12 protein-coding genes are annotated in these 11,966 nt (G+C 63.6%); 4 read left to right on the plus strand and 8 right to left on the minus strand.

What is annotated here, in order from left to right; genetic code table 11:
- The first annotated feature begins 165 nt into the window (after window positions 1–165).
- Window positions 166–831: a hypothetical protein gene (locus ABNU97_RS06955; RefSeq protein WP_348766028.1), complete on the plus strand. Its 666-nt coding sequence runs from the start codon at window positions 166–168 to the stop codon at window positions 829–831.
- Between the two features lie 1,075 nt (window positions 832–1,906).
- Here ABNU97_RS06955 and ABNU97_RS06960 read toward each other — a convergent pair.
- The 6 genes from ABNU97_RS06960 to ABNU97_RS06985 all read right to left on the minus strand — a co-directional run bounded on the left by ABNU97_RS06960 (window position 1,907) and on the right by ABNU97_RS06985 (window position 6,605).
- Entirely contained in the window at window positions 1,907–2,479 is a 573-nt protein-coding gene (locus tag ABNU97_RS06960; protein WP_348766029.1) for a hypothetical protein, read from the minus strand.
- Between the two features lie 109 nt (window positions 2,480–2,588).
- A complete protein-coding gene (gene nfi / locus ABNU97_RS06965; protein ID WP_348766030.1) occupies window positions 2,589–3,299 on the minus strand; it encodes a deoxyribonuclease V in 711 nt (236 codons plus the stop codon).
- Entirely contained in the window at window positions 3,292–3,786 is a 495-nt protein-coding gene (gene mntR, locus ABNU97_RS06970) for a manganese-binding transcriptional regulator MntR (protein ID WP_348766031.1), read from the minus strand. Before mntR ends, nfi begins: the two co-directional genes overlap by 8 nt.
- 19 nt (window positions 3,787–3,805) lie before the next feature.
- Window positions 3,806–4,648: a shikimate dehydrogenase gene (gene aroE, locus ABNU97_RS06975; RefSeq protein WP_348766032.1), complete on the minus strand. Its 843-nt coding sequence runs from the start codon at window positions 4,646–4,648 to the stop codon at window positions 3,806–3,808.
- Window positions 4,645–5,757, minus strand: coding sequence for a lipopolysaccharide heptosyltransferase II (gene waaF, locus ABNU97_RS06980; RefSeq protein ID WP_348766033.1), 1,113 nt, complete (start codon window positions 5,755–5,757; stop codon window positions 4,645–4,647). Before waaF ends, aroE begins: the two co-directional genes overlap by 4 nt.
- A complete protein-coding gene (locus tag ABNU97_RS06985; protein WP_348766034.1) occupies window positions 5,754–6,605 on the minus strand; it encodes a hypothetical protein in 852 nt (283 codons plus the stop codon). Before ABNU97_RS06985 ends, waaF begins: the two co-directional genes overlap by 4 nt.
- 288 nt (window positions 6,606–6,893) lie before the next feature.
- Between ABNU97_RS06985 and ABNU97_RS06990 the strand changes: the two genes are divergently transcribed.
- The 3 genes from ABNU97_RS06990 to ABNU97_RS07000 are packed head-to-tail and all read left to right on the plus strand — an operon-like array spanning window position 6,894 to window position 10,515.
- A complete protein-coding gene (locus ABNU97_RS06990; RefSeq protein ID WP_348766035.1) occupies window positions 6,894–8,135 on the plus strand; it encodes a glycosyltransferase in 1,242 nt (413 codons plus the stop codon).
- Window positions 8,132–9,364 carry a glycosyltransferase gene (locus ABNU97_RS06995; protein ID WP_348766036.1) on the plus strand — a complete coding sequence of 411 codons (1,233 nt, stop codon included), beginning with the start codon at window positions 8,132–8,134 and terminating at the stop codon, window positions 9,362–9,364. The genes ABNU97_RS06990 and ABNU97_RS06995 overlap by 4 nt, the downstream gene beginning before the upstream one ends.
- Complete coding sequence (locus ABNU97_RS07000; RefSeq protein WP_348766037.1) at window positions 9,364–10,515, plus strand: glycosyltransferase family 4 protein; 1,152 nt, start codon at window positions 9,364–9,366, stop codon at window positions 10,513–10,515. The genes ABNU97_RS06995 and ABNU97_RS07000 overlap by 1 nt, the downstream gene beginning before the upstream one ends.
- 11 nt (window positions 10,516–10,526) lie before the next feature.
- Here ABNU97_RS07000 and ABNU97_RS07005 read toward each other — a convergent pair whose 3' ends face one another.
- Both ABNU97_RS07005 and ABNU97_RS07010 read right to left on the minus strand, forming a co-directional pair.
- Window positions 10,527–11,276 carry a class I SAM-dependent methyltransferase gene (locus ABNU97_RS07005; RefSeq protein WP_348766038.1) on the minus strand — a complete coding sequence of 250 codons (750 nt, stop codon included), beginning with the start codon at window positions 11,274–11,276 and terminating at the stop codon, window positions 10,527–10,529.
- Window positions 11,266–11,955: a lipopolysaccharide kinase InaA family protein gene (locus tag ABNU97_RS07010; protein ID WP_348766039.1), complete on the minus strand. Its 690-nt coding sequence runs from the start codon at window positions 11,953–11,955 to the stop codon at window positions 11,266–11,268. Before ABNU97_RS07010 ends, ABNU97_RS07005 begins: the two co-directional genes overlap by 11 nt.
- Window positions 11,956–11,966: the final 11 nt, after the last annotated feature.

The raw sequence follows: 11,966 nt of genomic DNA on the forward strand, positions 1-11,966 counted from the left end.
GTTATTGGCTTGGGCACGCTACGCTCTCACTTGTCTGTCAATCGCGCGCAAAGCAGGCCGGCGCGACCGCGACAGGTGATGCAGAGCTTCCTTGGATTAAGTCAGGGTTCATGGCGCGGGCCTAGGGTGGAGCGACCTTTCCATCCGTTATGGAAACCAAACGCCATGATGAAGAAAACCGCTATCGCACTCGGTCTGGCCATGGTGTCGAGTCTGGGCATCGCCGCCCAGAACGGCGCCGCCGCCAGCGCTCATGCCAACGCCTCGCAGTCCGGCGCCGGCATCGATGCCGAAGCTGCGATCAACACCCAGTTCGATGCTCTTGATACCAACGGTGACGGCGTGCTCAGCCGTGCCGAGGCCGAAGCGAATCCGCGCGTATCGGCGCTCTACGACTCCATGGATACCGCCGATACGATCGAAGATCGCGACAAGCAGAGCATGCCCGACGGCATTAGCCGCGAACAGTTCCAGGCCGGCATGCAGGCCGCTTCTTCCGGGTCCGGCAGCTTCGGGCCTGCGGTATCGGGTGGTGAGACCTATACGATCATGCGAGACGGTACGCGCCAGCTCAAGCAGGGCGCATCGAATGCCGCCACCGGCGTGCGCGAAGGCGCTGGGCGTGCGGCATCGTCTGCTGCCGGGGCCGCTCAAGGCACGGCCAATCAGGCCGGCGCCGAAGCGCGGAGCCAGCAACAGCGTATGCAGCAGTCGCAATCGATGCAGAACCGGGCGCAAGACGGCATGACAGAAAGCCGTGACCAAATACAGAGCCAGCGGGATCGCGCCCAGCGCAACGCCGGCGAAATGCAGCAACGTGCACGTGGCTAGGTTCAGGGCCAGGGCAGCGCGCAAGGCCAGACCGGCTATGGCCCGCAGGGCGCCAATGCGCAGGGCACGGTCGAAACCGACGGCTCGATTCAGCGTTCGGACAACTAGCCGTCAGTCGCGGCCGATAGGCCGACCCTCGACGCCAGCGCCTTCCAGAAGCCGCGCAAGGGGCAGCCCTCGTACCTTCGGGTACGGGGGCTTTTTTTCATGCGGCGGATCGGGCGCCGCATGCTACGTCGACAAGTCGAACGTTTCCGGGGTCGCGGTGATCGACCGGGCCCCTTGGACGCACTCCACTACGCATACCGCTGACCGTTTGGCGACTGTGGCCAGCGTCGTCGTTCACGACGCCTTCTCGAGCGTCGGTGATCGCTTGGCAATCATTTTGTTCCAGCCAGTGCTGCGTGCCGGTAGGCCACGGCGCGCATGGCGCGGCTTCTAGCGGCAACACTCGTCGGGAGGTTGTCGTATGGGGTCGAATAGCCATGCCGGCGATGGCGTGCGCGTAGGGCCGCGTTGTCGATCGAGCCGTGGTTGAGCACGGCTGTGCTCGCTGGGAAACCTGCTCGCGCGGCAAGCGGCTGGGTTCGGGTGGCCTGGACAGGCTAGCGCGTAGGCTTACCCACCGGGTATGAAAGAGATGGTTTTACGTGGCCGCGGCTCAACCGCAATAACGCAGCCGGCGCGTTGGCGATAACGATGGCCCAAGGGCAGGAGCGCGCCGGGCATGGCTTTCACTGGCGTCTGTCAACGCTAACGCCAATCGTCGCGGTGCTATCCAGAAATCCATCAGGCGAGGCGTGATCACCAGTGTCTGGTGCGCCAAATGAACGACCCGCCGCGCTGCGCGGTGGATTTTTCGGACGCAGGCCGTCGGGACGCGGGCCCCTGCGTCATTGTTCGAGGCGCGCGGTCGGGCATTGCCGCTGGCTCATGTCTCAGGGCGGCACTGCATTTTCTTGCAAAGAAATGGGCCGCGGCGCGGCAGTTCTGTTCGCGTTAACACGCCCTGGACACAGACAAAAAAAGCCCGGCGCGTGGCCGGGCTTTTGCGTACGTGGCTTGGCCGGCTGGTTTAGCCGTTACCGCCCGCAGCCGCAGCCGCCGGCATCTGCTGACGCAGTTTGCCGCGCAGCTCGTCCATGTCGTCGAGCAGCTTGCTGGTCTGGCTATCCTGATCCTTCATCGCGGCCAGCGTGTCTTGCTGGAGCTTTTCGCCGGCGGACCGGATTTCCGGCTTCTGCAGTGCGGCATCGCGGGCCTGCACCATCTGCTGGCGTTCGGCCTGGAAATCCTTCATCACGGCCTTGCGCTCGTCGTCGCTCAGATCACCCGACTGCAGCTTCTGGGCCATCTGCTGGACGCGTTCCTGGCCCTTGTCGACGTCGTAGCCCTGATCTTCGACCGCGTCGCGAACCTGGTCTTCGAAGTCTTCCTGCTGCGACGCCAGGTCGGGATGCGATTTGATCGTCTCTTCGTGGATCTGCTGCAGCTTCGACGCCTTCTGGCGGTACTGCTGCATGAGCTGCTGCGCCTGCTGCTGATCCGCCGTGGCGCCGTTGCCCTGCGCTGTCGCCAGACCGGGCACGGTGCCGAAGGTCAGCGCGGCCAGTGCCAGCGCCGTGATGGTGGTTGCGCGTTTGATCATAGAGTTAATCCGTTGTGCGAATGTCGTTGAACTGTCTGTGACCGCGGCTAAGCCTATCAGTGCCGTAGAAAGCCCTCAAAATCTGCAAATCGGCCGATTCGACCCCGATTCATCGATTCGAGGCGAGTTTATCGGCCACTCGCGTGGTTTCCGGCAGACGATACCGCGTGAGTGCACTCATCGTGAACGAAAGCGCACTCTCCAGGCCGATACGATGCCCGGGCGAGATGAAGATCGGCTTAACGCCGACCCGCGATCGCAATACTGCGCCGATCGTTTCGTCTCGATCCTGAAGTTCGGCCCAGGCGCCGCGCTCATCCGGCGGCTGTTCGTAACTGCCGGTCAGACGCTTCTTGGCCACGCCGATCGTTGGCAGCCCGGTGACCAAACCCAGATGCGTGGCGACGCCCAGCCGGCGCGGGTGAGCAATGCCATGGCCGTCGACCAGAATGAGATCGGGGAGGGTGGCCAGTCGTTCGAGCGCGGCCAACGCCCCCGGAATCTCGCGAAAAGACAACAGGCCGGGAATATAGGGGATGCGCGTGGGCACCCGTGCCAGCTGGGTATCGATCACTTCGAGCGTCTGGGCATCGAGTACCACCGCGGCGGCCCGCGTGATCCGGCCCCCGTCCTCGAAGCCGATATCTACACCGCCGAGCCGGCGTACCGGTGGCAGATCGTCCACCGTATTCACGTACGTGGACAGCGCTTTCTGCAGGGCTCGGCATGCACCTGCCTGCTGCGGCCAGTCGTGTTCGACAGCGGGGTGCCCAAACGGGCCGGCCTCGACGAGACGAACCTCAGGCAGGCTTTCAGGCATTGTCACCCGATTCGTTGCGATCGACGAAGGTGCGCATGATATCGATCGTCTCCGCGCTGACGTGGTGTTCTACGCCCTCGGCGTCCTTGCGGGCGGTGGCTTCGGACACGCCCAGTGCGCGCAAGAAACGCAGCACCACGATATGCCGGTCGCGTGATTCGGCGGCCACCTGCTTGCCGTAGTCGGTAAGAAATATCGAGCGATACGGTTCGCTGGTCACCAGCCCGGCGTCGGTCATGCGGCGAATCATCTTGCCGACCGTGGCCTGGGTGACGCCCATGCGCTGCGCGAGTTCGACCGCACGCGCTTCGCCCTTGGCGTCGATCAGGTCGGCGATAAGCTCGACATAATCCTCTACCAGCTCGGTTTCGTGCGCCTTGCGTACGTGGCTGTACTGACGCGCGTGATCCTCGGGGTGCAGCAGCTCGCCCGAGGTGTCGCCACGCAGAACGTGGTCGAGGTTTTGCAGGGATTCGTGTGCGCTCATGACCGCACAATTATAACGGTTATGACGGTTGCCGGTCGCCGCCGGGGCGCAGTGCTGTGATGACCTCTGCGGTCTGCGGGCGTACACCGCGCCACAGCGCAAACGATTCGGCCGCCTGTTCGACCAGCATGCCGAAGCCGTCGCAGCGGCGTTCGATACCGTGGCTGGCCACCCAGCGCAGAAACGGCGTGGGCTTATCGGCATAGATCATGTCGTAGGCGCCGCGCGCATCCTCGAGAACGGTGGGCGATACATCCGGCGTTTCGCCGGCCAGCCCTGCCGATATCGCGTTGATCACGATATCCCAGCCGCCAGTGGCACCTGTCAGCGTACTGGCCCGTATCGCACCCAGGTCGGAGAAATCCGCTGCGATGGCCTCGGCCTTGGCGGCGGTGCGGTTGGCGACATGGATGGCGGCCGCGCCGTGTTCGAACAAGACCGGGATCACGCCACGTACCGCGCCGCCGGCGCCCAGAATGAGGATTCGACTTCCGGCGAGCGGTATCTGTAGCTGGCGCTCCAGATCGCGGGCCAGACCGATGCCGTCCGTGTTGTCGCCCAGCAGCCTGTCGTCGTGGTCGCGTGCGAGCGTATTCACCGCGCGCGCGCGCCGGGCGCGATCGGTCAGCCGATCGGCATAGGCGGCGGCTTCGCCCTTGAACGGCAGGGTGACGTTGAGCCCGGCGCCGCCTGCGGCAAAGAAATCGGCCACGGTGGGCGCGAACGCGTCGGGCGCCGCCGGCAGGCGCTCGTAAACGAGGTTTTGGCCGGTCTGGCGGGCGAATGCGCCGTGGATATCGGGTGATCGGCTGTGCTCGACCGGGTGGCCGATCACGGCATAGCGATCCGGTGATGCAGTCATGACAAGGCGTTGGTTTGGAGCGATGACGTGCGCGGTGTGGGCGCGCTGCCGCGGGCGTAGTGCAGGGAGGGTATATCGCGCGCCGCCGGGTCGAGACAGGCGCGTAGTACGTCCGCGACCGGAATATCGCGCATGCAGGCATTGTGTCCCAACGGACACTGGCGCTTGCGACAGGGCGCACAGGCCAGGTCAAGCCAGAAACGGGCTTCGGCATTCGACAGGGGCGGCGCGTAGTCGGGGTGGGTCGAGCCGTAGATCGCCAGCACCCGCGGCGCGGCCGCGGCCGCCAGATGCATTACGCCGGTGTCGTTGCCCACGAAGGCGTCGGTCAGCGAGGCGATATCCGCAATATCAACCAGGGATGTGCGTTCGCACAGGTTGACGCCGTGCTTCGGCGCAGCGGCGGTGAGATCGGCGGCGAGCTGACGGTCGGCCGCGCTGCCGAAAATCCAGCATGCGATCCCGCGCTGGTCGAGCTCGGCCGCGAGCCGCGCGAAATGCGTGGCCGGCCATTGTTTGGCGCCGCCGTACGCCGCGCCGGGCGCAAAGCCGATGGCAGCACGGTTCGTTTCGAGCCCGAGCGCCTCTACCAGTTCGGCGCGGCGGGCGGTGTCGATACGTAATTCCGGGTGCTTGAGTTCGGCCAACGCCTCGCCTTCGCGGGCGAGGCCCAGCAGGGCGTAATGCTCGACCTTGCGCGGATAGCGGTCTTTATCCAGAGAGCGCACGTCGTTGATCAGGCCGTAGCGCATCTCGCCGAGATAACCGGTGCGCTGCGGTATGCCGGCGAGCCAGGGCACCAGCGCGGCCTTGATGCTGCGCTGGAGCACGATGGCCTGGTCATAGCCGCGTTCGGCAAGCGCGCGTGCTGTTTGCCGGCGCTTGCCCAGCGCGACTTCGCGATGGCCGATCTCCATGCGTACGGCGTTATCGACCTCGGGCATGCGCGCCAGCAGGCTGGCGGTGATCGACGGGGCGAGCACGTCGATGATGGCGTTGGGCATACGCTCACGCAGCAGCATGAACAGGCTCTGTGCCATGACCATGTCGCCGATCCAGCTGGGACCGACGACGAGCACGCGATATGGGCCGGCGTCGGTTTCGGTCACGAGGTTTTGTGAGCGCGGGTGGGCGATGCGCATAGATAGCTGCGGCGACAGCTCACCAGCGTGTAGTAGCCGGCAAACACGGGGAATATCCAGATCCAGGAGCTCATCGTCTTGCTGTGTTCGTGACGGTAGACCGCCGGCCCGTAAACGGCGATCCAGTAAGCGACGACGATGAACAGCAGACAATAGGCACGGGCGAGCACGTGGCGTCGTCCGTGCTGCAGCAGCACCGCTGCGCCCGCGCAGGCGACGCCCGCCACCGAACAGAACAAGCCGAGCTTGCGAAAGCTTTCGAACTCGTTGTTATCGCGCAAGTGCAGGAATGAATTGCCAACGGCGATTGCGAGAATCGCGAGCACGGCGAGCGTCATAAACCGGGCGCGGCCTTCGGTGAGGATATGCGTTTTCAGCGCCACGGCGGCCGCTGTCGCAAACAACAGCCATCCGGCCAGTTCGAACGGCTCTTCGAGCGCACCGAATGAGTCGACCCAGGGCGCGAGTACGCTTTGCGAAATATCCTGGCCGAACAGGTTCTCGAACTGAACATGCGTTGTATGGTCGCCGAGCTGGCCGACCATGGGGACGGCCACGCCGAGCAACAGCAAAAGTATTGGTGCGAACGACCGCGCCAGCACGAGCTCCACGGTGATCCACACGAGCAGGATGATCAGGAACTGTGGCCGAATATCGTCGCGCATCATGTTGTTTTCGCTGATCATCGAAATCACGAAGAACACGATGAACAAAGATGACAGACGCACCTGGGCGCCATCAGTGGCCGTGTAGCCGTGATAGGCGATCAACACGCCCAACAGGCAGGCCACAAGAGAAACAACCTCGGTCAGCATGAATTCGCCCGTGCCGATAAAAGGCGCGATGGTCGCGGTGCGGTCGATGCACAAACCGATGTTCCAGCCGAACGAGCAAGCGCCGGTGAGTGCGAAAGTCGCCGCCGCGATAGCGGCGATTGTTATAATCCATCCTGATTTAGTCATTGTCTGGTTAGCGCTGTGTACTCGTTGGGAAGGCCCCGCGCGTCATATTGATGCAGGCGGGTTAAGCCAAGCGCGGCCGACACCTGCGTTGGGCCGTCGGCATGCACGTCTAGCCTGCGAGAATCTACCAGAGATCAGTTTATGGGGCGCAACAAGGGCCGTCAGGGGCTGCGCTTGACGCATTATGTGAGCTTGAGCGGATTTGGCGGCGTAGAACAACAGTTCGTCACCTTTGCCGCGCGTGCGGCGCGCCGATACGCGGTTGAACAGTCTGTCGTGGTATGCAGCACGAAGGTTCATGCGCACCATCGCGAGCTGCTGCCGAATTTCGAGGATTGGCGCTACGAGAAAAAGCTGTTCGGTTTCAAGGTCGGCCAGCATCCAGCGGCGTTGCGTCGCATGCGCTATCGCTGGCTGGGTCGTCGGTTCAAACCGGATGTTGCCTTGCTCTGGAACCGTCTCGATCAGCAGGCGCGCGTAATCGATGCGCTTGGCGTGCGCCGGTGCCTGTATTGGGAGCACGGTTCGGCCTGGTTGCACGGCGATGATGAAGCCCGGGCGGACGTGCTTTCCCGCGTGCCCGCCGTAATCTGCAACTCGCATGCGGCCAAACGAATGCTCCAGCTACGCTGGGGGTATCAGGGCACGGTGCGTGTCTGCCCGAACGGGATGCGCAATCGTCATACGGTCAAGGATTTCAAGCAGCTGCCCCGCGATCGCGCCCTGCATATCGGCGTCGCCGGCCGGCTGGTGCCGGTCAAGGCGACGTGTCTTGCCCTGCATACGCTCGCGGCACTACACCGTCGCGGTATCAGGGCCTCCATGTCGATTGCCGGGGATGGCCCGCTGCGGGCCGAGCTCGAAGAGTTGGCACGATCCCTGAACGTCGCCACCCACGTGCGTTTTCTGGGTGTGGTGAAGGACATGGCGCTATTCTTTTCCGAAATCGACCTGCTGCTGCACCCGGCACTGCGAGAGCCATTCGGGGTCGTCGTTGCCGAAGCCGGCGCCATGGGCTGCCCGGTGGTCTGCACTGCGGTCGATGGTCTGCCCGAGGTGGTCGACCACGAGCAGACCGGCCTGTGCGTAGAGCCGACGGCCGATCTGGCGCGCTATCGTGAACTCGGCGGCAGCAGTGATGGCTTGCCCGCGGCGGTGTATATGCCGGGCCACGACATGATCGATACGCCAAAAGTCTGCGAGCCGCAGGATCTGGCGGATGCGGTCGAGTCAGTCACTGCAAACGCAGAGCGTTTTTCCGCCATGAGCGATACGGCGATGGTGCGGGTGGCACAGCGCTTCAATTTCGATAGCCACGTTGACGACGTCATGAATGCGGTGAAGGAATACCACGCCACCGGGACGCTCGAGCCGGGTCAATGAGTCTCGAGCGCCTGTTGCATTACGTCAGCCTCGACGGGGCGGGCGGTGTCGAACAACAGTTCGTCGACTTCGTACACGCCGCGCGGCAGTTGAGTCGCGCGCGGCACGCGGTCGTTGCCTGCGGCCGAGGAATTCATCCGCTGGTCGCGGCGCGGCTCGAAGAGGACGTGCCCGTCGTATTCGAAAAGTATGCCGGCGGCGTGAAACTGCCCAAATGGCCACGGGCTCTGCGTCGTCAACGCCAGCGTCACATCGTTGCACGTAACCGACCGGATGTGGTGCTGATCTGGAATCGGTTGCGGGATAGCCTGGATACGCTCGCCGCTGCCGGCGCCGAGCGCTGTATCTACTGGGAGCGGGGCGCGAGCTGGTTTGCCGGCGAGAGCCGGGCCAAACGCGATTTTCTGGCGGCGGTGCCCGCGATCATCTGTAATTCTCATGCCGCCCAACGCATGCTCGAGCTGCGCTGGGGATACGCAGGCCAGGTGCGGGTCATTCACAATGCGCTTCGGCCGTCGTTGTTGCCTGCGGTGGCGCCTGAGCCGCGGCGATCCGCCGGCCAGGATGCGCTCACTCTCGGCGTGGTCGCACGTCTGGAATCGATCAAGGGCGTAGCGGTCGCACTGCATGCGCTCGCCCGACTTATCGCCAGCGGCTACGACGCCATACTGCGTATTGCCGGCGATGGGCCCGAGCGCGCACGTTTGCGTGCGCTCGCGCAACGGCTGAACATTGCCGATCGGGTGGTTTTCGAGGGGATGGTTGCGGACATGGCCGCCTTTTACGCGCGCATCGATCTGCTGGTGCATCCTGCCTTGCGTGAACCGTTCGGCCAGATCGCGGTCGAAGCCGGCGCTTATGGTGTGCCGGCGGTGGTGAGCGCGGTGGATGGCCTGGTCGAGGTCATCGAACACGAGCGCACCGGCCTGTGTATCGAGCCCACGCTCGATGCGGCCGACTATCGTGCGCTGGGCGGGGATGACGCCGGCCTGCCGCCGTTTGTCTATGATCCCGCACGGGATACGATCGCTGCACCGCGCGCGCTGGATCCAGAAACGTTATGCCGGGCTATTATGCAGATCTGCAACGATGACACGCGCTATGCGCGCATGAGCGAAGCGGGCCTGCGGGCTGCGCGCGAGCGTTTCGTGTTCGATAACCACGTGCGTGATGCGTTGGCCTCGATCGAGTCTTTCCGGAACTCGGGGCGTCTGGCCCCGGCGTGTTGATGAACGAGCGCGCAAAACACATTGCGATCGCCTTTCGTGGGATCGGCGATATCGGTGGCACGAACAACACCATCACCGACCATGCGCGCTATTTTCAGCGGCTTGGCCACCGAGTCGATCTGATCGGCGGCAAGGTGCACAAGGGGGGCGTCACGCCCGACATGGGCCGTGCGGTGCGGATTCAGCGGCTACCGATGCTCAGTCGTTACAAGTGGCGCTGGTTTGCTGCCCGTGCCCAACGGCATATCGATCGACACAGCTATGATTTCGTGGCCGGGCATGGCCACCATTACCGCCAGCATGTGCTGTCCATGCACAACTGCCTGCATCTGGCGCATGAGATGCTGTACGGCGGCGCGCTCGATCCGCGCGGCACCCTGGCCGAGATCCACGATCGTATATTTGCAGAAGACGGTTTTCGTCTGTGTATCTGCAATTCCAAACTCATGCGAGAGGATTTGTCACGCCGCTACGGCGTGGCCCGTGAACGACTGCCGGTGATCTATCCCGGTTATCGCCCCGAGCAGTTCAACCGTGGTGATCGCGAGCGCTACCGGACGCGCGTGCGCGAAGAGCTCGGCTGCGACGAGGGCACGACGCTGATCGGTTTGATCACCTCGGGCGATTACCACAAGCGCGGACTGGATATCCTGCTGCACGCCTATGCGGCTCTGGACGCGAGTCAGAAGCAATCGAGCCTGCTGCTGGTGCTGGGCAAGCAGGCCAGTGCCTCGTTCTTCATCGCCGAAGCGCGCGCGCTGGGCATCGCCGATCGCATGCGTTTCGTCCCCCACACGCTCAGCCCGCATCGCTATTTCCATGCCCTGGATATCTGTGCGCACCCGGCACGGATCGAGGAATTCGGTCAGGTGGTCCAGGAGGCCTTTGCCTGTGGGGTGCCCGTGGTCACCAGCAAGCGCGTCGGCGCAACGGAACTGCTGCCGAAGAATCTGTACGACGCCTTGCCCGACGCGCCGACGGCCGCCAATATCAGCGCCCAGCTCGATCGCCTGATTCGTAACGAGGACGAGCGTCAGGCTATTGCGGCACAGATGATCGAGCAGGTGCGCTGCAATACCGCAGACACCAACTTTCGGGCCACGCTCGAGGTATATCGTCAGGCGGGGCTGAATATCCCCGTCGATCGCTAGCGCGTGGGGCGCTACTTCGCGCGCCAGCGTTGCAAGCGGCTGCGCAATAACGACTTGCGCTCACGGCGAACTGTCTGAGCTCGACCCGGCCCAGGCAAATTATCGGACTTGTGCGCCCAGGCCCAGGACTCGTCCTGGACCTTGAGATCGCCATAAGCCGGATGCTGGGCCACCAGTAGATTGAATACGGCCGCGATATTGGCTTCGGCGATCTGATCGGCCGAGAGTTCGCGGTTGGTCACACCGTCGCTTCGCGTCTTGCCGCGCTCGATAGCGTCGGCATAACGCCAGCCGTAGTCGTCGAACAGAATCCAGCCGCCCGGGCGCAGCAGCTTGTCGGCCAGGAAGAAGGCCAGGCCGTCGATGGTCCAGTTCTTGGCGCCATCAATGAAAATGAAGTCGTAGCAGGGTTCACAGATTCCGTCTTTCGTCTGTGCCTCGATCTGTTTTTTCAGAAACCAATTGTACGAATTCACCTCGCGCACGATCTGCACGCGCGAAGCCATGCCCAGTCGCTCGAGGGTCTGTTCGATCGTGGGTTCGAATTCGGCGCTGCCTTCAAGGTCGACGCTCGTAAGCGTGCCGGCACCGATTTCGTCCAGCGCGGCGGCAATATACCCGCTGCTCGCGCCATGGGCGAAGCCCAGTTCGAGGCAGTTCCGCGGCTTCTCGGTGAGCAGGAAGTCGTAGAGAATTCGTGCCGAATGCCGAGAGATATGCGGCACCTTGTCGAGCAGCGAGGCAGCCTGTTTAAACTTCATCGATGAGTATCCGGGCCTTGGGCCAGCGTGCGAGTTCGCGCCGCAGGCAATCGTTGAAATAGTGCCACTCGCGTGGGCGCACGGCGTCGCGCGCGGTGCTTCGGAGCATGCGCTGCATGTGCCGGAATCCCGCCCGCAGTGCAGCCGGTCGCGCGGCGCGACGGATGTCGTTGTCGATCCAGACCAGCGATTGTTGCTCAATCCAGCCGATGTTGTCGAAGTGGCCGTCCTTATGGATTAGCCGGTGGCCATGCAAGCGGGCCATATCCGCGGCCAGACGCTCGAACAGCCGGTAGCGGGCGGTATCGTCGCTGCTTTCGCGTATGAATACCAGTGATGAGCGATAGTGTGGTATCTCGGCCATGAACAGCACGGATTCATAGGCGGCAAATGGAGACAGCGAAACGCCCCAGCCGTGCACCTTCGGTGTCGCCAGCCCGGCCGCCTGCAGCCGATGGGCGCTCACATATTCGCGGCGTGCCTGGGCATTGATGTATTTGCGCAGGCTGTCTCTCGGCTGGCTACGCGGGTAAGCCAGCTTGGCCAGGATCGGCGGATCCGCCTCGATCCGAAACAGCGCGGAATGGGGCCCTTGCTTGAAAGGCCGCCAGGCCTCGGTCGGTGGAATTCGCAGCGCCGGCTCGCCGTACACCCGCCATAGTCCTGCTGCAGGCCCCATCGATCGTCTGA

The sequence above is a fragment of the uncultured Salinisphaera sp. genome, assembly GCF_964012375.1.
In the GTDB taxonomy this organism is placed as follows: domain Bacteria; phylum Pseudomonadota; class Gammaproteobacteria; order Nevskiales; family Salinisphaeraceae; genus Salinisphaera.